The organism is Bradyrhizobium sp. ORS 375, assembly GCF_000239775.1.
Lineage (GTDB): Bacteria > Pseudomonadota > Alphaproteobacteria > Rhizobiales > Xanthobacteraceae > Bradyrhizobium.
The window spans coordinates 1-21,520 of record NZ_CAFI01000476.1; the positions used below are offsets into that span (position 1 = coordinate 1).

A 21,520-nucleotide genomic window follows, 5' to 3' on the forward strand; every position below is an offset into this window, starting at 1 on the left:
GGGACAGGCATGCTGTTGACGTCGATGAACATCGACGCCGCTCACGAGGCCGATTTCAACCACTGGTATGACAGCGAGCATCTCGAGGAGCGCGTCGCGATTCCCGGCTTCGTCGAGGCGCGGCGTTATGTCACCGAGCAGGGCAGCCCGAAATATCTGTGCCTGTATTCGACCGAGAGCATCGACGTGCTCGACAGCGCGCCCTATCGCGCACGGCTCGAGGCGCCGACGGAATGGTCGAAGACGGTCATGGCGCGGTTCAAGAACATGATCCGCAGCGTCGCGCGGATCACTATCTCGAAGGGGGCCGGCCGAGGCGCCGTGCTCGGCATCATTCGCCTGCGGCCGAAGCCGGACCAGGACCAAGCCTTGCGCGATGCGTTGCAGATCGAGCTCGACCCGCGCGAGCTCAAGGGGGTGATCTCGATGCACCTGCTGGAAGGCGATGCTGATCTCTCGGGTCCTGCTGCCGGGCTGCCGGCAAGCTCGCGCGATGCCGACTGGTTCATCCTGATCGACGGCACCGACAGCCACGCGATCGCAACGCTGATGACGACGCGCTTCGCGGCGATCGATGGACCGCTGGCCACGCAGATTTCGGCCGGCATCTATCGCCTGATGTGGGATCTCAGCCGCGCTGATATCACGACGAACTAAGTTCGAGCCCCTCTCTGTCAACACGTCATGGCCGGGCTTGACCCGGCCATCCACGTCGTCCGGCATCCTGAGTGTGCGCGTGGATGCCCGGGTCAAGCCCGGGCATGACGACTGAGTACGTGGTGCTCACTTGTCCCACTCACTCTTCATATTCGTCACATCTCATCCCGCACCGCACACATGGCAGCATCGCGCCTGCAATGCGGCGGTGCACCACTGTGCATGACCAGCAGCGTTGCAAATTTGCCTTTGTGTGCGCCTTGGAATGGCTCTAGTCTGATATGACTATTCAATTGAGCCATTCAAAAAACAGAAGGGCGACGACCAGGGCCTGCTCCGGACCTCAACCGATCCTCTGCTGATCCTGATCATCAGTCGTCCTCACGTCAGGAAGGCCGCGCGAAACTGGTTCGCCGCGCGGACAGGGTAGGAATGAGAGCGACTGATATCTCGGCGCCCGACTACTTTCACAAAGTGGTCGATTGCCAATGGGCTTGTCCCGCACACACGCCGGTCCCCGAATACATCCGCCTGATCGCTGAGGGTCGCTACAGCGACGCCTACATGATCAATTGGAAGTCGAACGTCTTCCCCGGCATCCTCGGACGCACCTGCGATCGCCCCTGCGAGCCCGCCTGCCGACGCGGACGCGTCGAGGAGAGCCCGGTCGCGATCTGCCGGCTGAAGCGCGTCGCCGCCGACTTCAAGGACGACGTGCAGCAGCGCATGCCGCGTTCTGCGCCGAAGAACGGCAGGCGCATCGCGTTGGTCGGCGGCGGACCGGCCTCGCTGACGGTAGCGCGCGATCTGGCGCCGCTCGGCTATCACTGCACCGTGTTCGACGCCGATCCCAAGCCGGGCGGCATGATGCGGTCGCAGATCCCAAAATTCCGGCTGCCCGACAGCGTGATCGACGAGGAGACGGGCTACGTGCTCAGCCTCGGCGTCGACTACAAGGCCGGCCATCGCATCGACAGCCTGAAGACGCTGCTGGCCGATAACTACGACGCCGTGTTCATCGGCTCAGGCGCGCCGCGCGGCCGCGAGCTGAACATCCCCGGCCGCAAGGAAGCCGCAGGGAACATCCATCTCGGCATCGACTGGCTGTCCAGCGTGTCATTCGGCCATACCGACAAGATCGGCAAGCGCGTGATCGTGCTCGGCGGCGGCAACACCGCGATGGACTGCTGCCGCACCGCGCGCCGTCTCGGCGGCGAGGACGTCAAGGTGATCGTGCGCTCCGGCTTCGAGGAGATGAAGGCCTCGCCCTGGGAGAAGGAGGACGCGCTGCATGAGGATATTCCGATCCTCAACTATCTCGTTCCCGTTGCCTTCGTTCACGACAACGGCAAGCTGACCGGCGTCACCTTCCAGAAGGTGAAGGCTGAATATGACGACAAGGGCCGGCGCTCGCTGGTGCCCTCGGGCGAGCCCGATCAGACGTTCGCATGCGACGACGTGCTGGTCGCGGTCGGCCAGGAGAATGCGTTCCCCTGGATCGAGGCCGATTGCGGCATCACGTTCGACAAATGGCACATGCCGGTGGTCGATCCCAAGACCTTCGTCTCGACCAACCCGAAAGTGTTCTTCGGCGGCGACGCCGCGTTCGGTCCGAAGAACATCATCTGGGCGGTCGCGCAGGGCCATGAGGCGGCGCTGTCGATCCACCGGCTGCTGTCGGGGGAAGACATCACCGAGCGGCCGCTGCCCGAGGTGCATGTCTCGTCGCAGAAGATGGGCATCCACGAATGGAGCTATGACAACGACGTCTCGCCGGAGAAGCGCTTCAAGGTGCCGCATCGCGACAAGGTGGTGGCGCTGAAGGACATCCGCGCCGAGGTCGAGCTCGGCTACGACGTCAAGCTCGCGCTCGGCGAGGCGCATCGCTGCCTGAACTGCGACGTGCAGACGGTGTTCTCCAACACGCTGTGCATCGAATGCGACGCCTGCGCCGACATCTGTCCGATGGACTGCATCACCTTCACGGAAAATGGCGAGGAGGCTGACCTGCGCGCGCGCCTGCGCGCGCCGTCGCTGCATCCCGACCAGGACCTCTACGTGTCCTCGGATCTGAAGACCGGGCGCGTGATGGTGAAGGACGAGGACGTCTGCCTCCATTGCGGCCTGTGCGCCGAACGCTGCCCCACCGGTGCGTGGGACATGCAGAAGTATTTCATCGAGACGACTCACGCAGGTAACGCATGTCCCAGCAAGCGCCGCTCAGCAGCGTAAACGACTTCGTCGTCCGCTTCGCCAACGTCAACGGCTCCGGTTCGGCCAGCGCCAACGAGCTGTTCGCGCGCGCCGTGCTCCGCCACGGCGTGCCGGTGAGCCCCCGCAACATCTTCCCGTCCAACATCCAGGGGCTGCCGACCTGGTACGAGGTGCGCGTTACCGAGGCCGGCCATCTCGGCGCGCGCGGCGGCGGCACCGATTTGATGGTGGCGATGAATCCGCAGACCTGGGACAAGGACGTCGCCGGCATCGTGCCGGGCGGCTATTTGTTCTACGACTCGACCAAGCCGATGCCGTCGACCAAGTTTCGCGAGGACGTCAACGTCATCGGCGTGCCGCTGACCGCGATCACCAACTCGACCTACTCGGATCCGCGGCAGCGCCAGCTGTTCAAGAACATCATCTATCTCGGCGCGCTCTCCGCGCTGCTCGAGATGGACCCGAAGCTGATCGAGCAACTGATCGGCGAGCAGTACAAGGGCAAGGAGAAGCTGTTGTCCTCCAACGTCCATGCGCTGCATCTCGGCCGCGACTGGGCGCTGCAGAACCTGAAATGCCCGATCGGCCTGCGTATCAGAAAGGCTGACAAGGTCGGCGACCGCATCTTCCTCGAAGGCAACAATGCCGCGGCGCTCGGCGCGGTGTATGGCGGTGCGACCGTGTGCGCTTGGTACCCGATCACGCCGTCGTCCTCGGTGGCCGAGGCCTTCACCAATCACTGCAAGAAGCTGCGGCATGATCCGGAGACGGGCCAGGCGAAATACGCCATCGTGCAGGCCGAGGACGAGCTCGCCTCGATCGGCATGGTGGTGGGCGCGTCCTGGAACGGCGCCCGCGCCTTCACCACGACCTCAGGGCCTGGCGTGTCGCTGATGACCGAGTTCATCGGCCTGTCCTACTTCGCCGAGATTCCGGCCGTGATCATGAACGTGCAGCGCGCAGGTCCCTCGACAGGTATGCCGACGCGGACCCAGCAATGCGACCTGATCGCCTGCGGCTATGCCTCGCACGGCGACACCAAGCACGTGATGCTGTTCCCCGAGGATCCGGCGGAGGCGTTCGAATTTGCTGCCGCGTCGTTTGATCTCGCCGAGCGGCTGCAGACCACTGTCTTCCTGATGCTCGATCTCGACATCGGCATGAACCAGCGGCTGTGCCGGCCGCTGAAATGGGACGACGCCCGGCAATATGACCGCGGCAAGGTGATGACGGCGGAGATGCTCGACGAGGGCCGCGATTTCGGCCGCTATCTCGACGTCGACGGCGACGGCATCCCGTTCCGCACTCTTCCCGGCACGCATCCGACCAAGGGCTCCTACTTCACCCGCGGCACGTCGCGTGACCGTTACGCGCGCTATTCGGAGGAAGGCGCCGTCTACGCCGACAATGTCCAGCGCCTCTTGCGCAAGTTCCAGACCGCGCAGGACATGGTGCCGCGGCCGCTGCAGGCCAACGCGGCCAAGCCGACAAAGTATGGCGTGATCTATTTCGGCTCGACCGCGCCGGCGATGGACGAGGCGATCGAGCTTCTGGAGGCACGCGGGCACCAGCTCGACCGGCTGCGCATCCGCGCCTTCCCGTTCCATTCGAGCGTGGCGAGCTTCGTCGCGGAGCACGATTTCGTCTATGTGGTGGAGCAGAACCGCGACGCCCAGCTGCGCCAGCTGATCGTTACCGAGAACGGCATCGATCCGGTCCGCCTGGTGCCGATCCTGCACTATGACGGCACCCCGATCACCGCGCGCTTCATCGCGGAGGCGATCGGCACCCATCAGGACCAGATCAAGGTCACTCCGCTGCGCAAGGCGGTGTCGTGATGCTGTGTCCGCTCTCTCCCATCGTCATGCCCGGCCTTGACCCGGGCATCCATCTCCTTCGCGTTCCCGGCTCGACGTGGATGGCCGGGACAAGCCCGGCCATGACGGCGCTGGGTGACAGGGTGCTCCCATGACCTACATCGCCAAGCCGAAATTCCAGCATCCCGGCATCAAGAAGAACGCGCTGGGCTACAGCCATCGCGACTACGAGGGCAAGATCTCGACCCTGTGCGCCGGCTGCGGCCACGACTCGATCACGGCCTCGATCATCGAGGCCTGCTTCGAGCTGTCGATCGAGCCGCATCGGGTGGCCAAGATCTCCGGCATCGGCTGCTCGTCGAAGACGCCGGACTACTTCCTCGGCAATTCGCACGGCTTCAACACCGTGCATGGCCGCATGCCCTCGGTGCTGACCGGGGCCAATCTCGCCAACCGCGAGCTGATCTATCTCGGCGTCTCCGGCGACGGCGACTCTGCCTCGATCGGCTTCGGCCAGTTCGCGCATGCGATCCGGCGCGGCGTCAACATGACCTACATCGTCGAGAACAACGGCGTCTACGGCCTGACCAAGGGCCAGTTCTCGGCCACCGCCGACCGCGGCTCGAAGTCGAAGAAGGGCGTCACCAACACCGACAACCCGATCGACCTCGTCGGCATCGCGCTGCAGCTCGGGGCCACTTACGTCGCGCGCTCGTTCTCCGGCGACAAGAAGCAGCTGGTGCCGATCATCGAGGGCGCCATCCGGCACAAGGGCGCGGCGTTCATCGACGTCATCAGCCCGTGCATCGCGTTCAACAATCACGCCGGCTCGACCAAGAGCTTCGATTACGTCCGCGAGCACAATGACGCTGTCAACCGCCTCGACGTGCTGACAGGGCGGGATCCGATCGAGATCGACCAGGATCCCGGCACGGTGCAGATCGTCGAGCAGCACGACGGCTCGCGGCTGGCGCTGCGCAAGCTCGACGCCGACTACGATCCGCACGACCGCCTGGGCGCGATGACCTTCCTGCAGAAGCATTCCGCGCAAGGGCAGATCGTGACCGGGTTGTTGTATGTCGATCCCGAGGCGGATGATCTGCACAGCCACCTCAACACGGTGGAGCGGCCGTTGAACCGGTTGGAGGCCGCGGATCTTTGCCCCGGACAGTCGGTGCTCGACAAGATCAACGCGAGCCTGCGCTGACGCGTCCGGCTCTCGTAGCCCGGATGGCGCCAGCCGACGCCGCTTCGACGTCGGCGAGTGCGACATCCGGGATCACTGCGACCGCACGTGAGAACCCGGTATCGCGTCCGCCTCGGCCAGCGGGCGCAGGCTCCCGCTGATCCGGGCTACGCTTCTGTTCACGCGTCATATGCCACTACGGCCGCAGCGCATTCGCCCAGACGCGTTCGAGCTTCGCGATCGCCTCCGGTAGCGGGAGCGCCGACAGCGCCTCATCATCACCGCTCACGAGCCCGAACTCCCGCAGTCGGATCAGCGCCTCGTCGATATTGAACGCGCGCCCAAGCCCGAACATCTGCTGCAGCAACTCCTCGACATGGCTGCCCAACGCCGCCCGGCTCAGCGGCACCGACGCCAGCAGCAGCCCGCCATAGGCCAGCACCGCCTCCTTCCAGTCCTGGTCCTCGGCTTCGCCGATCAGGTAGTTGAAGATGCCGGAGTTGTTGTTGACGTTGCGGAAGTAGATGTTGTCCGTCACCTGCTTCTGATGGATCAGCGATTGGCGGTGGAAATTGCCCCATTGCCGGAGGATGAAGGCGCCGAGCGCGAACAGGCCGGACAGCGCCGCCAGCGCCTGCTCGGTGTCGTTGTCGTGCACGGTGCCGCTGAGCCCGAGATAGAAGCCGGCGACGATGAACAGCACGGTGAGGGTCGACGCCAGCTTGAGCAGGATCGGCACGCCGCCGACCAGCGCCGGCACGCCGAGCGTGAGCTGCTCGCGCAGGCCCATCACGACGCGAACGTTCGGCAGCAGCGCTTCGAGATCGAAGCGTGCGATGTGGCGGAAATATTTGAACAGCACGGCGCCGCCGCGGATCTTGTTGCGGCCACGCCAGGCTGCAGTCTTGCGCTTCTTCTTGGCCGGCTCGTCGGGCCTGGTGGCGACCATCAGGATGATGTCGTCGTAGACCTCGATCTCCTGCTTGCGGCGCCGTAGGCCGTACAGCGCTGGCACCTCGATCGTCTCCTGATGGATGCCGCGCCGGAACATGCGCACGGCGCGAAAGTCGGAGATCGGCGCCTTCAGCTTCACCCGGACCAGCGCATGCTCGGAGAAGGCGCGCTCGATCTCGTCATGGGTGATCTCGATGAAATTGGCCTCGCCGAGCACCCGGACGAATTCATCGGTGAGATTGCCATAGGCGGCATCACTCTCAGCTGGTGAGCGGTGGCGGCCGGCAGGGATCTCGGGATCGAAGTCGAAATAAGCGTCGCGGAGACGGTCGAGCTCGTCGAAATACTCGTGGTGCAGGATGGCGCCGAGCATCTGGGAGAGGCGACGCAGGTCGCTCGCCGGGGCGTCATCCAGGCCGCCATGCGAAATCACCGCGTCGAGGACGTCGGACTTGCGTATCGGAATGAACCGGTCCCGCCGATCCGTCGTCGCCGTCTCCGTTGCCTCAACCACGCGCCTTACGCCTGAGCTCGATTGCCGTTTTGCAGCAGCCGGCAATTTAGCAGCCGGCCGACAGCGCTCACCATAGACGGCCGATCGACCTTGCGCCACTCGCGCCGGATTCCCTCCGGCCGCATGGCCCAGGTCACGCCCGGGGATTCGCCGGGCGGCCGTCGTTTGAGCTCACTCGGATCCGCCCAAAAAAGTCGTCATGCCCGGGCTTGACCCGGGCATCCACGCCTCTCCAAGATTTCCGAAGCGGATGGATGGCCGGGTCAAGCCCGGCCATGACGCAGCGGGGACTCTCGCAGAATTCGCGTTTGTAAACTCAACCGCGTGAGCTCGCAGCTCGGGAGACAGGAGAACGATCATGACAGAACCGGGGCGCACGAAATCCGCGTTCAACGCCATTCGTGCCATAGACTACACGGTCATCCTGGCGCGGGATCCGGCAAGCCATGCGCGACTTCTATGAGCGAATTCTCGGTTTCCCAGTGTTGCGGGAGTTGTCACAAGGCTGGATCGAATACCAGATCGGCCCCAACACGCTGGCGCTGGCCCGGCCGAAGCGGCTGGCATCGGACCAGCAGACGCCGGCGGGCAGCGCCTCGCTCCAGCTGGCGTTCAAAGTGTCGCGCGACGACGTCGATCGCTGCGCGGCTGAGCTCGCAGAGAAAGGCGTCGCTCTGATGGAACCGCCGACAGACCAGCCTTTCGGCCACCGCACGCTGTTCTTCAGGGATCCGGATGGAAACCTGTTCGAAGTCTACGCGGAGATCTAAGGCTTGGCGGCCGCGCTACGCGGCCGCCGGTTGTATCCGGGGATTGAGCACGTACTCCTTCAGCACCTTGTCGGTGGCGGCGTCGACCTCGGTGAGCTGGACGTCGTAGCTCCAGAGGTCGGCGAGGTGTTGCAGCACGCGCTTGGTGTCGGTCTCGTTGAGCTGGGCGCCTTTGACCACGGTATGCCGCAGCATCAGGCGGCGGTCGCCGGCGAGGTCGACGTCGACCACCTCGATGTTCGGGTCGATATAGCCGACGTCATACTGCTTCGAAAGTTCGCGGCGGATGCGGCGATAGCCCCGCTCGTCGTGGATGGCGTCGACCAGGATGCCGGCGCGCTCGGCGGGATCGTCATGCAGATGGAACAGCCGGAAGTGCCGGATCAGGTTCGGGCTGAGATACTGGCTGATGAAGCTCTCGTCGCGATAATTCGCCCAGACGTCGCGCAGCACCGCCATTTCGTCGCCGGTGCCCGCAATGTCCGGGAACCATTCGCGGTCCTCCTCGGTCGGATCCTTCACGATGCGCTCGATGTCCTGCATGATCGCAAAGCCGAGCGCGTAAGGGTTGAAGCCGGAGAAGCGCGGATCGTCGAACTCCGGCTGAAACACGACGTTGGTGTGCGACTGCAGGAATTCCAGGAAGTTGCCGTCGGTGAGACGGCCGTCCTCATGCAGCCGCTTCATGATGCGATAGTGCACGTAGGTCGCCGTGCCCTCGTTCATGACCTTGGTCTGGCCCTGCGGATAGAAATACTGCGCGATGTGGCGGACGATGCGCAGCAGCTCGCGCTGCCACGCCGCCAGCCGCGGCGCGCTCTTTTCCAGGAAATAAAGCAGGTTCTCCTGCGGCAGACCGAGCAGGGCGCGGCGGCGCTCCACGTTCAGCACTGCGCTGGTCTTGGCGGGTCCGGTCGGCACCGTGCGCCAGAGATCGTTGAACTGCTCCTCCTCGTAGAGCCTGCGCTTGCCGGCGCGCTTCTCCTCCTCGCGGAAGTCGAGCTTCTTCTTGCCGGGATAGCGGTCGACGCCATGCGACATCAGCGCATGCGCGGCGTCGAGCGTATGCTCGACGGCCATGCGGCCGAACCGCTCCTCGCATTGCGCGATGTAGCCTCGAGCGAAATCGAGATAGTCGAGGATGCCGTCGGCGTCGGTCCACTGCTTGAACAGATAGTTGTTCTTGAAGAAGTGGTTGTGGCCGAACGCGGCGTGCGCGATGACCAGCGTCTGCATCGTCGCCGTGTTCTCCTCCATCAGATAGGAGATGCAGGGCGAGGAGTTGATCACGATCTCATAGGCAAGGCCCATCAGGCCCTTGCGATAGGATGCCTCGTGATAGGCGAAGTGCTTGCCGAATGACCAGTGCTTGTAGAACAGCGGCATGCCGACCGAGGAATAGGCGTCGAGCATCTGCTCGGCGGTGATGACCTCGATCTGGTTCGGATAGGTGTCGAGCCCGAGCTCCTTCTGCGCCACGGCCTCGCAGGCATCGTGGATGCGCTGCAAAGTGAGGAAATTCCAGTCGGCGCCTTCGAACAGCAATCCGCTCATGATGCCGCCCTTTCCTGCGTGGTGCCGCGACGCTGAAACAGGTCGTGGAAGACGGGGAAGATCTCGCTGCGGTCGCGCACCTTGCGCATCGACAGCGGCTGGCCGTTGGCGCGGAGACGCTCATACAGCGACCACAGCGCGGAGTCCGGCATCTCGAAGGAATAGGTGCCGGATTCGCCGACCTCGAGATAGGCGAAGAACTGCGACACCGGCAGGATGTTGTCGGTCAGCAGCCGCGCGACGTTCTCGGAGTCCGAGGTGGCATTGTCGCCGTCCGAGGCCTGCGCCGCGTAGATGTTCCAGTCCGACGGGCGGAAGCGCGAGCGCACGATGTCGTGCATGCATTGCAGCGCGCTGGACACCAGAGTGCCGCCGGACGCCGGGCCGTAGAAGAAGGTCTGCTCGTCGACCTCCTCGGCGCGGTCGGTGTGGCGGATGAACACGATCTCGACATGGCGGTAACGCCGCGTCAGGAACACGTAGAGCAGCATGTAGAACCGTTTTGCGAGGTCCTTCATGTGCTCCGACATCGAGCCGGACACGTCCATCAGGCAGAACATCACCGCCTGCGCGATCGGCTTCGGCACCGCCTCGAAGCGTCGGTAGCGGATGTCGATCGGATCGATGAAGGGGATGCGCTTGGCCTTGGCCTTCAGCGCCTCCAGCTCGGCCACCAGCGCGGCCTTCTTGTCCTCGTCGGTCTCCTCGGCGATCCTGGCTTCGAGCTCGGCGATCGCCTCCGGCCGCGGCCGACGCAGTGCGACGCGGCGGGCCATAGCTCGGGTGACGGTGCGGCTGATCGAAATGTTGGCCGGCGAACCCGAGGTCGAATAGCCCGCGCGCACCAGCCCTTCGCTCTCGGCCTCGGCAAACTTGCGCTTGGCGAGATCCGGCAGCTCGAGATCGTCGAGGAAGAGATTGACGAACTCCTCCTTGCTCAGCACGAAGCGGAAGGCGTCCTCGCTGTCGCCCTGCCCCGGTCCAGACTTGCGGCCGCTGCCGTCACCGGAGCGCGGCAGGATGTCGCCTTCGATGAATTTCTTGTTCCCCGGCAGCACCATGTCGCGGGTGCCGCCCTCGCGACGGAAGCGCGGCTCGTCCATGCCGTCGAGCGGGATCGAGACTTCGCCGCCCTCCAGCACGTCCTTGATGTCGCGGTCTTGCGAAGTCTTCTTGACCGCTCCCTGAACCAGAGCCTTGGCGCGGCGCAAAAATCGCTGGCGATTTTCGAGACTTTTGCCGCCCGGATTCAGGCGCCGATCAATGATGTGCATGACCACGTTCCACACGCCTCCTGCTGCAGCGGCTTCGACTCCTGCTCTCCCCCGCCGCGATGCCGCGGTGCAACGTCAGATCGACGCGGCACCCGCATCATTCCTGTTCGACGCGTCCGCCAAGCTCGGCGTCGAACGCTCCGCATCAGATCATAGCCCAGGCGCCGACGTCGGACCGATGGCCTGCAGCACATGCAGCGACCATCGGCGCCGGACTACGATCAACCCGCCTGCTTCACCCGCATGTACCACTCGACCAGCCGGCGGACCTGCCGCTCGGTATAGCCGCGCTCGACCATGCGCTGGACGAAGTCGGCGTGCTTCTTCTCGGTCTCACCGTCCTTCTTGGTGCCGAAGGAGATGACCGGCAGAAGGTCTTCGACCTGCGAGAATATCCTCTTTTCGATGACTTCGCGGATCTTTTCGTAGGAGGTCCAGGACGGATTTTTTCCGCCGTTCTGGGCCCGGGAGCGCAGCGAGAACTTGACAACCTCGTTGCGGAAGTCCTTCGGGTTGGCGATCCCCGCCGGCTTCTCGATCTTGGTCAGCTCCTGGTTCAGGAGCTCGCGGTTGAGCAGCTGTCCCGTATCGGGATCCTTGAAGTCCTGATCCTCGATCCAGGCATCGGCATAGTCCACGTAGCGGTCGAACAGGTTCTGGCCGTAATCGGAGTAGGATTCCAGATATGCCTTCTGGATCTCGTGACCGATGAACTCGGCGTAACGCGGCGCGAGGTCCGCCTTGATGAACTCGAGATAGCGCTTCTCGATCTCCTCGGGCAGCTGCTCGCGCTTGATCGACTGCTCCAGCACGTACATCAGATGCACGGCGTCGGCCGAGACTTCCGACGTGTCGTGATTGTAAGTCGCGGCCAGCACCTTGAACGCGAAGCGGGTCGAGATGCCGTCCATGCCCTCGTCGACGCCGGCGGCGTCGCGATACTCCTGCACGCTGCGCGCCTTCGGATCGGATTCCTTCAGGCTCTCGCCGTCATAGACCCGCATCTTGGCGTAAAGCGTCGAGTTCTCGTGCTTGCGCAGGCGCGACATCACCGAGAAGCGGGCCAGCGTATCCAAGGTCGCCGGGGCGCAGGGCGCGGTGGCGAGCTCGGAGCCCTGGATCAGCTTCTCGTAGATCTTGCGCTCCTCGGTGACGCGCAGGCAGTACGGGACCTTGATGACGCAGATGCGGTCGATGAAGGCCTCGTTGTTCTTGTTGGTCTTGAAGCTCTGCCACTCCGCTTCGTTCGAGTGGGCGAGGATCACGCCATTATAGGGGATCGCGCCGATGTTCTCGGTGCCGATATAGTTGCCTTCCTGCGTCGCCGTCAGCAGCGGATGCAGCATCTTGATCGGCGCCTTGAACATCTCGACGAATTCGAGGATGCCCTGGTTGGCGCGATTGAGGCCGCCGGAGTAGCTATAGGCATCCGGATCGTTCTGCGCGTAGGTCTCGAGCTTGCGGATGTCGACCTTGCCGACCAGCGAGGAGATGTCCTGGTTGTTCTCGTCGCCCGGCTCGGTCTTGGCGATGCCGATCTGGCGCAGCCGCGACGGCTGGATCTTGGCGACGCGGAATTGCGAGATGTCGCCGCCGAAGGCTTCGAGCCGCTTGTAGCACCACGGGCTCATCAATCCGGTGAGGCGGCGGCGCGGAATGCCGTACTTTTCCTCCAGCATCGGGCCCAGCGTGTCGGGATCGAACAGGCTGAGCGGGGATTCGAACACCGGGCTCAATTCATCGCCGGCCTTGAGCACGTAGATGGGATGCACTTCCATCAGCTGCTTGAGCCGCTCCGACAGCGACGACTTGCCGCCGCCGACCGGGCCGAGGAGATAGAGGATCTGCTTGCGCTCTTCCAAGCCCTGCGCGGCGTGGCGGAAGAAGCCGACGATGCGCTCGATCGTATCTTCCATGCCGTAGAAGCCGGCAAAGGCTGGATACAGCCGAACCGTCCGGTTCAAAAAAATACGGCCAAGGCGTGGGTCCTTGGCCGTGTCTATCATCTGAGGCTCACCGATCGCAGCTAGTAGTCGCTCAGCAGCGTTCGCGTATCGCATCGGGTCGGTTCGACACGATTCTAGATATTCCTGCATCGACATGTCGGTCTGGCTTCGGGCCTCGAACGACCTCGCGAACGCGTTGAACAACGAATCGTTGTACATGATCCCTCTCCACGTAGGTTCCGCCGCACTTGCTGCAACGGGCCGAGATCTAAGTACGTTCCTACTGATCTCGAACCGACTCAGAGTGAAGCGCGCTAGCCCTCATTGGGCACCGTCTTGGTCCTCTTCCGCAACGCAAAGTGCATGCAGCATATGCCCTATCAACATGCACTTCGCTCAATAGTTCGGCAAAACCACGCCGTTCGCCCCTATTTGTACCCCAATGTCTCTGCTTCGCAACATCCGCAATACCCCGGCACCGTAGTCTCCCCGCGCCGCACAAGGCCTTGTGAAGGCATGTGAACTGGCGACTGCGACAGCCCGCCAGGATGGTCGCGCTGGACGTGAACCGCGCATGAACGAAGATCTTCCCGGCTGCGACGAAGAATTGGAACGATTCACTCGCGGCGTAACGCGGCGCATCACATGGACGTGGCGGCATTCATGAAGCGGGCTCTTCTTTTTATCCTGTCCGGGCTCACATTGGCCACTGTGGCGCGTGCCGACGACACCGTCAGCAGGATTCAGGCGCGCACGTTCGACACGCGAGTGTTCACGAAGCCGCCTGGTCAGAAGGCCTATGCCTGTTTCACGCGCCGCTACGACGCCGATCATCTCGCTCGCCATCCCAAGCAGAAGGTTTCGGCCATGCAGCTGCTCGTCACGGCGGAGATCCCGCCGGGCGAGCGCGAGATGACCTATTCTCTCCGTCTCGGCGTCAACTATCGCGACCGGTCCGGTGATTTCGATTCCAGCGGATCGTGCGAGCACGCGCGTGCAACCGACGCCCCAGGCGAGATCCGTTACAACTGCCCGGTCGATTGCGAAGGCGGCGGAATCGAGATCGCGATGTCGAAGGATGACAAATCGGCGATCGTGCGTCTTTCTCGCATCACCGTCTGGCAGCGTGACAACAAGCCGGATTCCGAGGCTGGCGACGCGCTCGTCGCGGGCGCCGACGACAAGATCTTTCGCGTCGACCGCAGCGACGTCGCCGACTGCGCGGGACTGGTGACCGACCGCAAGGAGCTCGCGGCTATCCGGCACAAATGATACCATCATAGAACAGATGTGGCGCGTTGTTGGCTTTGCAAGGAGGCAGAGGATGGATCGGCGCAACATGTTGAGCGCAGCCGTCTCTGCGCTCGGCGCGCTGTTCGCGAGCTCGCGCGCGCAAGCGGCGAATGAGACTGCCGGCTCCGGCAGATTGAAAGTCGTTTACCATTTGAACGAGATCGACAAGGTCGGCTTCGTTCTCGGCAACATTCAGAATCATTACGACGGCGTCGGCGGCCCAGATCACGTCACCATCGCCCTGGTGATCCATGGTCCCGCGCTACGCGCCTTCACCTTGGGCGCGGCGCCGGACATCCGCAGCCGGGTCGGACATTTTTCCAAAGCCGGCCTGGAGCTCGCCGCCTGCGGCAACACGATGAAGGCCCAGAACGTCACCCTCGGCGATCTCCTGCCCGGCTTCGTGGTGGCGGAGAAAGGCGGCGTGGTGCGGATCGCCGAGCTGCAGTCCCAGGGCTATCTCTACATCCGGCCGTGACGCCCCCTTTCCGCTCCCCGAAATCGGCCTGAAGCGCTTGGGATTGCACAGGGATCAATCCAATATGAATGGCGTTCTCCATAGCGGTGGCGCATAGTTGTTCATATTGGGTCCATGTCGGTCTGGCAGGATGCCCCGACGGGAACCCGAAAAAGCAAGCCGACGCACATAGATAGGCATCATGAATCCGGTCAAAGCTCTCGAAGAACACGGCCAGGCCGTCTGGCTCGATTTCCTCGCACGCGGCTTCGTCGCCAAGGGCGACCTGAAGCGGCTGATCGACGAGGATGGCGTCAAGGGCGTCACCTCCAACCCCGCGATTTTCGAGAAGGCGATTGGCAGCTCGGACGAATACGATGCCCCGATCGCCAGGGCGCTGAAGAGCGGCGACCGCTCGCCGACGCAGCTGTTCGAGGCTGTCGCGGTCGAGGACATCCAGAACGCCGCCGACGTGCTGCGGCCCGTCTATGACCAGTTCAAAGGCAATGACGGCTTCGTCAGCCTCGAAGTGTCGCCCTATCTGGCAATGGACGCCAAGGGTACGATCGCCGAGGCCGAGCAGCTCTGGAAGGCGGTCGACCGGCGCAACCTGATGATCAAGGTTCCGGCGACGGATGCCTGCCTGCCGGCAATCCAGCATCTGATTTCCAAGGGCATCAGCGTCAACATCACGCTGCTGTTCTCGCAAGAGGTCTACCGGCAGGTTGCCGAGGCTTATCTCGCCGGTCTCGAGGCTTACGTCGCAGATGGCGGCGATCCGTCGCATGTGGCGAGCGTCGCCTCGTTCTTCGTCAGCCGCATAGACAGCGTCGTCGACAAGCAGCTCGACGAAAAGATCGCGCAGGCCAACGATCCGACCGAGAAGGAGCGACTGACCGCGCTGAAGGGCAAGATCGCGATCGCCAACGCCAAGATGGCGTATCAGGATTACAAGCGCCTGTTCGCAGGCGAGCGCTGGGAGCGGCTGGCCGCCAAGGGCGCCAAGCCGCAGCGGCTGCTGTGGGCCTCGACCGGTACCAAGAACAAGGAATACAGCGACGTCCTTTACGTCGAGGAGCTGATCGGGCCCAACACCGTCAACACCGTGCCGCCGGCGACGTTGGACGCCTTCCGCGACCACGGCAAGGTCCGCGACAGCCTTGAGGAGGACGTCGACGCCGCCCAGGACGCGCTCGACGATCTGGCCAAGTCCGGCATCTCGCTCGATGACATCACCGCGGACCTTGTGATCGACGGCGTCAAGCAGTTCGCCGATGCCGCCGACAAGCTCTATGGCGCGGTGGCGCATAAGCGCGCTGTCGTGCTCGGCGAAGCGCTCGGGCAGCAGTCGATCGCGGTTGCTGCTGATCTCGACAAGAAAGTCCAGGCCGCCACCGAGGAGTGGCGCAAGTCCGCCAAGATCCGCCGCCTCTGGCACAAGGATGCCTCGGTGTGGACCGGCAAGGACGAGCATAAATGGCTGGGCTGGCTGACCAGCGCCGAGAAGGCCGATGTCGCCGACTACGAGGACTATGCCCAGCGCGTGAAGGGCCAGAAGTTCTCCGACGCCGTCGTGCTCGGCATGGGCGGCTCGAGCCTCGGGCCGGAGGTGCTTGCCAAGACTTTCCCGCGCAAGAGTGGCTTTCCCAAGCTGCACGTGCTCGACTCCACCGATCCGGCGCAGGTGCGCGCGATGGAGAAGAAGATCGACATCGGGAACACCGTGTTCATCGTCTCCTCGAAATCCGGCGGCACGACCGAGCCGAACGCGATGAAGGACTATTTCTTCGCGCGCGTCAGCGAGGCGATCGGGCCCAAGAAGGCCGGTCACCGCTTCATTGCCGTCACAGATCCCGGCTCGTCGCTAGAGAAGGCGGCCAAGGCGCAGGGCTTTGCGCGCATCTTCCATGGCGAGCCGACGATCGGCGGCCGTTACTCGGTGCTGTCGCCGTTCGGTCTGGTGCCGGCCGCGACGGCCGGCATCGACGTGCGCAAGCTGATCAAGAATGCACTGTCCATGGTCCGCTCCTGTGGCCCGGATGTGCCGCCGCTGCAGAATTCGGGCGTGCAGCTTGGCCTCGCCATGGGGCTCGCCGGCCTGGACGGCCGCGACAAGGTGACGATCTTCGCCTCGCCTAAGATCGCCGATTTCGGCGCCTGGGCCGAGCAGTTGATCGCGGAGTCCACCGGCAAGGAAGGCAAGGGCCTGATTCCGATCGACGGCGAGCCTGTCGCTTCGCCCGAGGTCTATGGTCATGACCGCTTCTTCATCGACATCAGGGTGGATGGCGACGATGACGCCGATCACGACGCCAAGCTCGCCGCGCTTGAAGAGGCCGGTCATCCGGTCGTGCGCATCGTGATGGCCTCGATCGATCAGCTCGGGCAGGAGTTCTTCCGCTTCGAGATGGCAACCGCAGTCGCCGGCGCCGTGCTCGGCATCAATCCGTTCGACCAGCCCGACGTGGAGTCGGCCAAGATCAAGACCCGCGAGCTCACCGCTTCGTTCGAGCAGACTGGATCACTGCCCGCCGAGGAGCCGGTCGCTTCGGTCAAAGGCTGCGAGCTCTATACCGACAGCCACAATGCCGAGAGCCTGCGCGAGCATGGCGCCAACGGCACCCTTGCCTCCTGGCTTAAGGCCCATCTCCGCCGTGCTGCGGACGGCGACTACATCGCCCTGCTCGGCTATATCGAGCACAACGATGCCAACATCGACGCGCTGCAGCGCATGCGCCTGAAGCTGCGCGACAGCAAGCATCTTGCGACCTGCGCGGAGTTCGGCCCGCGCTTCCTGCATTCGACCGGCCAGGCCTACAAGGGTGGGCCCGACAGCGGCGTCTTCCTGCAGATCACCGCCGACGAGGCGCAGGACCTGCCGATCCCCGGGCAGAAGGCGAGCTTCGGCGTGATCAAGGCGGCGCAGGCGCGCGGCGATTTCGACGTGCTCACCGAGCGCGGCCGCCGCGCGCTGCGCGTGCATCTCAAGGGCAATCTGAAGTCGGGCCTGAAGATGCTCGACAGCGCCATCAACGAGGCGCTGAGCTAGGAAGGTCTCCGCGATGCAGTTGGGAATGATCGGTCTCGGGCGGATGGGCGGCAACATCGTGCGCCGCCTGATGCGCGCGGGGCATTCGTGCGTCGTCTATGATCGCGACGCGAAGGCCGTCGCCGCGCTGGTCTCCGAAGGCGCGACGGGAGCAGCGAGCCTCGACGAGTTCGTCGGCAAGCTCGCCACGCCGCGGCATGCCTGGATCATGCTGCCGGCCGGCAAGATCACCGAAGCCACGGTCGAGCAGCTCACCAAGCTGATGGGTTCGGACGACGTCATCATCGACGGCGGCAACAGCTTCTGGCAGGACGACGTCCGCCGCGGCAAGGCGCTGCGGGAGCGCGGCCTGCATTACGTCGACGTCGGCACCTCCGGCGGCGTCTGGGGTCTCGAACGCGGCTACTGCATGATGATCGGCGGCGACAAGGCCGTCGTCGACCGGCTCGATCCGATCTTCTCGACACTCGCCCCCGGTATCGGCGACATTCCCCGGACGTCCGGCCGTGACGGCCGCGACCCGCGCGTCGAGCAAGGCTATCTCCATGCCGGTCCGACCGGCGCCGGCCATTTCGTGAAGATGATCCACAACGGCATCGAGTACGGCCTGATGCAGGCCTATGCCGAAGGCTTCGACATCCTGCGAAACGCCAACAGCGAGGTGCTGCCCGAAGCGCACCGTTTCGACTTTGACCTTGCTGACATCGCCGAGGTCTGGCGCCGCGGCAGCGTGATTCCGTCCTGGCTCCTCGACCTGACCGCGAGCGCGCTGGCGCGCCAGCCGGGGCTGGAGAAATATTCCGGCTATGTCGAGGATTCCGGCGAGGGACGCTGGACCGTCAACGCCGCGGTCGACGAGGCGGTGCCGGCCGAGGTTTTGACCGCAGCCTTGTTCGCGCGCTTCCGCTCGCGCCAGGAGCACACCTTCGCGGAGAAAATCCTGTCCGCCATGCGTGAGGGCTTTGGCGGCCACAAGGAGCCGGAGCAGCATGCCGATCCCGCGCGTCAGAGCGCGCCTGAGATCGTCAAACCCAAGACTGACAAGGCGGACCGCGCGTGACCCCGCTGCATCCGCATCAGCCGCCGCACCAGAAGCCCGATGCCTGCGCGTTCGTCATTTTCGGCGTGACCGGCGACCTCACGCACCGCCTGGTGCTGCCCTCGCTCTACAATCTCGCGGCCGGCAACCTGCTGCCGGACCGCTTCTGCATCGTCGGCATCGCCCGCAAGGGCATGTCGAGCGAGCAGCTGCGCGTGAACCTGATGGAAGGCCTGCGCAAATATGCCACGCGGCCGATCGAGGACGAGATCGCCCAGCGTCTGCTGCATTGCGTGACTGCGATCGAGGCCGATCCGAAGGAGCCGGACAGTTTTGACGAGCTGAAAGAGCGGCTCGAGAAACTGGAAGCCGCGCGGGAAACGCACGGCAACCGGCTGTTCTATCTGGCGACGCCGCCTGCCGCCTTCGCGCCGATCGCCCAGCAGCTCGGCCGCCTCGGGCTGTTGAAGGAGGACGGCAAGGCGTGGCGCCGGCTGGTGGTCGAAAAGCCGTTCGGCACCGATCTCGCCTCGGCCAAGAAGCTCAACGATCAGCTGCTGGAACTCGTCACCGAGCATCAGATCTATCGGATCGATCATTATCTGGGCAAGGAGACGGTACAGAACATCCTGGTGCTGCGCTTCGCCAACGGCATGTTCGAGCCGATCTGGAACAGGCATCACATCGACCATGTCCAGATCACCGTCGAGGAGAAGCTCGGCGTCGGCACCCGCGGCAGCTTCTATGACGCCACCGGCGCGCTGCGCGACATGGTGCCGAACCATCTGTTCCAGCTGCTCTCCCTGGTCGCCATGGAGCCGCCGGCGCGGTTCGATGCGCACACCGTGCGCTCCGAGAAGGCCGAGGTGCTCTCCGCCATTCAGCCACTGACGGAAGAGGAAGCGCTGCTGAACTCCGTCCGTGGCCAATACAAGGCCGGCATGGTCGGCGACACCGAGCTGAGTTCTTATCGCGAGACCAAGGACGTCAATCCCGATAGCGCGACCGAGACCTATGCGGCGCTCAAGCTGACGATCGACAATTGGCGCTGGGCCGGCGTCCCGTTCTACCTCCGCACCGGCAAGGCGCTCGGCGCCAAGCGCACCGAGGTCGCGATCAAGTTCCGGCAAGCGCCGTTCGCGATGTTCAGCTGCACGCCGATCGATACGCTGGCGGAGAACTATCTGGTCATCGGCATCGAGCCGACCCAGAGCATCACCTTGCAGTTCAATACCAAGATCCCCGGCCCGACCATCCGCACCGACGGCGTGCAGATGAAGTTCAACTACAAGGACTATTTCCAGGCCGAGCCGGCGACCGGCTACGAGACGCTGATCTATGACTGCATGATCGGCGACAACATCCTGTTCCAGCGCGCCGACAGCGTCGAGGCCGGCTGGAAAGCCGTCGAGCCGTTCATCGAGGCCTGGAAGAAGGCGGGCCGCGACGGCCTGCATACCTATCAGGCCGGCAGCGAAGGGCCTAAGGCGGCTGCCGATCTGCTGGCGCGCGACGGCCGCAGCTGGCGCAAGTTGGCCTGACGCGATGGGTACGCCGTCTCCCGAGCTGGTGCGCGTCGCCGACAAAGCGGCGATGGCGCAGGCGGCCGCCGATCTTCTGCTCGCGCGGATCGGGGCCAATTCCGGCCGCGTCGCCATCTGCCTCACCGGCGGCTCCAGTCCGAAGCAGCTCTATGAGCTGTTGGCGACGAAGTCTTATCGTGATCGCATTCCCTGGCCGCGCGTGCACTGGTTCATCGGCGACGAGCGTTTTGTGCCGCCGGGCGATCCACTGCACAACATGACGATGGCGCGCCACGCCTTCCTCGACGCCTGCGCGCCCGCCTCGAACATTCATCCGGTCCCGACGGAGACCGGATCTCCCGAGAGCAGCGCGGACGCCTATGCGCGCGAGCTGATGACGTTCTACGGCGCAGACGCGCTCGATCCGGCACGGCCGCTGTTCGACCTCGTGCTGCTGGGCATCGGCCCCGACGGTCACGTCGCCTCGCTGTTTCCAGGCTACCCGGCGGTCGACGTCAGGGATCGCTGGGTGGTGGGCGTCGACAAGGCGCATGTCGCGCCGTTCGTGCCGCGGGTCAGCCTGACCCTGCCTGTCCTCGCGTCCTGCCGCACCATGCTGTTCGAGGTGGGCGGGGCTGACAAGCGGCCGATCCTGACGCGGGTGCTGGCGGGCGAATACCTGCCCGCCAATCGCGCGCGGTCGAACGAGAGGACGACATTTCTCATCGACGCGGCGGCATGGCCGGACACGCCTCCGCACGCACTCATCGTCATGGGCGTGGCCAGCTCGGGCAAGAGCACGGTGGGCGAAGCACTCGGTCGCCGCCTGGGGTGGCGGTTCGAGGACGGCGACAGCTTTCATCCGCCGGCCAACGTCGCCAAGATGAGCGCGGGCCACCCGCTCACGGACGAGGATCGCTGGCCCTGGCTGCAGGCGATCGCCGACGAGATCGCGCGCTGCCGCGCCGAGGGCGAGCCGATCATCATCGCCTGCTCGGCGCTCAAGAAGGCGTACCGCAAGATCCTGGTCGGCGATCGCGGCGATGTCCGCCTGGTCTATCTCGAAGGGGACCGCGAGCTGATCGGGGATCGCATGGGTCACCGCAAGGGCCACTTCATGCCGACCGGGCTGCTCGACAGCCAGTTCGCCACCCTGGAACCACCTGCCGCCGACGAGCATCCTATCACGGTCTTGGTCGACGCGCCGGTCGAGAGCATCGTCGATCAAGTCCTGCAACAGCTTCACATCGGTCAGGGCCGTGCCTGACTGTGA

Annotated in this window: 14 protein-coding genes and 1 pseudogene; 11 read left to right on the plus strand and 4 right to left on the minus strand. The window is 64.3% G+C overall.

Annotated elements, in window-relative coordinates; genetic code table 11:
• The 4 genes from BRAO375_RS32795 to BRAO375_RS32810 all read left to right on the plus strand — a co-directional run.
• On the plus strand, nt 1-657 hold a 657-nt coding region (locus tag BRAO375_RS32795; RefSeq protein WP_064742432.1), incomplete at its 5' end, for a DUF4286 family protein.
• A 432-nt stretch (nt 658-1,089) separates the two neighbouring features.
• On the plus strand, nt 1,090-2,889 hold the full coding sequence (locus BRAO375_RS32800; protein ID WP_009031740.1) for an FAD-dependent oxidoreductase: 1,800 nt from the start codon (nt 1,090-1,092) through the stop codon (nt 2,887-2,889).
• On the plus strand, nt 2,859-4,709 hold the full coding sequence (locus BRAO375_RS32805) for a 2-oxoacid:acceptor oxidoreductase subunit alpha (protein WP_009031741.1): 1,851 nt from the start codon (nt 2,859-2,861) through the stop codon (nt 4,707-4,709). The genes BRAO375_RS32800 and BRAO375_RS32805 overlap by 31 nt, the downstream gene beginning before the upstream one ends.
• Before the next feature lie 130 nt (nt 4,710-4,839).
• Entirely contained in the window at nt 4,840-5,895 is a 1,056-nt protein-coding gene (locus tag BRAO375_RS32810; RefSeq protein ID WP_009031742.1) for a 2-oxoacid:ferredoxin oxidoreductase subunit beta, read from the plus strand.
• Nucleotides 5,896-6,070: 175 nt separating this feature from the next.
• Here the strand turns inward: BRAO375_RS32810 and BRAO375_RS32815 are convergent, their stop codons facing one another.
• Entirely contained in the window at nt 6,071-7,342 is a 1,272-nt protein-coding gene (locus BRAO375_RS32815; RefSeq protein WP_009031743.1) for a TMEM143 family protein, read from the minus strand.
• A 358-nt stretch (nt 7,343-7,700) separates the two neighbouring features.
• Here BRAO375_RS32815 and BRAO375_RS32820 point away from each other — a divergent pair.
• Nucleotides 7,701-8,112 (plus strand): annotated as a pseudogene (locus tag BRAO375_RS32820) (VOC family protein).
• A gap of 15 nt (nt 8,113-8,127) precedes the next feature.
• Here BRAO375_RS32820 and BRAO375_RS32825 read toward each other — a convergent pair.
• From BRAO375_RS32825 to BRAO375_RS32835, 3 genes are all read right to left on the minus strand, one after another.
• Complete coding sequence (locus BRAO375_RS32825; protein WP_009031745.1) at nt 8,128-9,666, minus strand: SpoVR family protein; 1,539 nt, start codon at nt 9,664-9,666, stop codon at nt 8,128-8,130.
• The gene (locus tag BRAO375_RS32830) at nt 9,663-10,940 is read right to left on the minus strand and encodes a YeaH/YhbH family protein (RefSeq protein ID WP_009031746.1); all 1,278 of its coding nucleotides are present in this window, start codon (nt 10,938-10,940) and stop codon (nt 9,663-9,665) included. Before BRAO375_RS32830 ends, BRAO375_RS32825 begins: the two co-directional genes overlap by 4 nt.
• Nucleotides 10,941-11,161: 221 nt before the next feature.
• The gene (locus BRAO375_RS32835) at nt 11,162-13,105 is read right to left on the minus strand and encodes a PrkA family serine protein kinase (protein ID WP_009031747.1); all 1,944 of its coding nucleotides are present in this window, start codon (nt 13,103-13,105) and stop codon (nt 11,162-11,164) included.
• Between the two features lie 444 nt (nt 13,106-13,549).
• On the opposite strand from BRAO375_RS32835, the gene BRAO375_RS32840 reads away from it, so the two are divergent.
• From BRAO375_RS32840 to pgl, 6 genes are all read left to right on the plus strand, one after another.
• The gene (locus tag BRAO375_RS32840; RefSeq protein ID WP_035643382.1) at nt 13,550-14,158 is read left to right on the plus strand and encodes a hypothetical protein; all 609 of its coding nucleotides are present in this window, start codon (nt 13,550-13,552) and stop codon (nt 14,156-14,158) included.
• Between the two features lie 52 nt (nt 14,159-14,210).
• Nucleotides 14,211-14,657 (plus strand): DsrE family protein, encoded by a 447-nt coding sequence (locus BRAO375_RS32845; RefSeq protein WP_009031749.1) that lies wholly within the window; start codon nt 14,211-14,213, stop codon nt 14,655-14,657.
• Nucleotides 14,658-14,838: 181 nt separating this feature from the next.
• Entirely contained in the window at nt 14,839-17,685 is a 2,847-nt protein-coding gene (locus tag BRAO375_RS32850; protein WP_009031750.1) for a bifunctional transaldolase/phosoglucose isomerase, read from the plus strand.
• Between the two features lie 13 nt (nt 17,686-17,698).
• Nucleotides 17,699-18,745 (plus strand): phosphogluconate dehydrogenase (NAD(+)-dependent, decarboxylating), encoded by a 1,047-nt coding sequence (gene gnd / locus BRAO375_RS32855; protein WP_035643378.1) that lies wholly within the window; start codon nt 17,699-17,701, stop codon nt 18,743-18,745.
• Entirely contained in the window at nt 18,742-20,265 is a 1,524-nt protein-coding gene (gene zwf / locus BRAO375_RS32860) for a glucose-6-phosphate dehydrogenase (RefSeq protein ID WP_009031752.1), read from the plus strand. The genes gnd and zwf overlap by 4 nt, the downstream gene beginning before the upstream one ends.
• 4 nt (nt 20,266-20,269) lie before the next feature.
• Nucleotides 20,270-21,514, plus strand: coding sequence for a 6-phosphogluconolactonase (gene pgl / locus BRAO375_RS32865; protein ID WP_009031753.1), 1,245 nt, complete (start codon nt 20,270-20,272; stop codon nt 21,512-21,514).
• Nucleotides 21,515-21,520: the final 6 nt, after the last annotated feature.